The following is an 884-nucleotide window of genomic DNA, read 5'->3' on the forward strand; positions in this document are numbered from 1 at the left end:
GTGGCGCGCCATCATGTCCGATCCATCATGCGACTCGATCGTGCGCCACCATGTAGGTATAGTAGATAAAGTCACAGAAAAAAGCAAGAAAGACAAGAGAAAAAACGAGAGAATTTTCGAGACGATGAGCGTCTTGGAAAGAGCGTGAAGAGAGAAAAGCCGAAGGGGAGATCGTCAGGGCGCCAGATCGCTATCCCCCTTGCTCGAGGGCTTTTTCTCCTCGGCCCGATCGATGATCCGATCCGCTGTTGGTTATCGCCATCGAATATTCACAGCAAAGAGGAGAGGAGGGGTTGCTTGGGCGACCTAAGGCTCGGTATTTTGCCGGTCGCTGCGGCAGCCAAATCGCCTCCGGGGAATGAACAGGCCTTGATCAGCGCTTCTAATAGCCTCGGAGCGGGGAAATCTCTCGGAGTATTGCTATACGAGCCTTGGATTTTCCTCCAAGCCCGAGAAAATTCGATGTCGATGGCTGAAAAAACAAATTGAGGGAAGAATAAAGCCGAGGGGATGGGCGGAAGAGGGCCCACCCTCGAATCGCCTGCCCGACCGTCTCGATATCCCCGTAGACGACGAAGGCCACGGAGGCGGGCGATGGCCGGGCAGGCGACCCTTAGGCTAGTCTTTCGGGTTCTCCGTGCCCCGAAGAGTCATCGATGGGCGTTGCCATTCACATTCTTGATGGCGTCGAGCAACTCGGTTTTCATGGCGTTCATCCCGGTTGCCATGTCATCCATCTTCGCTTCCATCTCAGCCAAGTCCTTCTTCACTTCAGCCAAGTCCTCCTTCGTGGCCATGCCCGCCATCTTCGTTTCCATCTCGGCCAAGTCCTTTTTCGTGGCCATATTCGCTTCCACGTTAGTCACTCTCGAGTCGATCGATTG

Annotated in this window: 1 protein-coding gene; it reads right to left on the minus strand. The window is 54.5% G+C overall.

Annotation, left to right across the window (positions count from 1 at the left end):
- Positions 1 to 650 precede the first annotated feature (650 nt).
- The coding region (locus BF99_RS0112845; RefSeq protein WP_025771190.1) for a DUF2730 family protein at positions 651 to 884 on the minus strand (234 nt) is incomplete at its 5' end.

The sequence above is a fragment of the Thioalkalivibrio sp. HK1 genome (assembly GCA_000583135.1).
GTDB lineage: Bacteria > Pseudomonadota > Gammaproteobacteria > HK1 > HK1 > HK1.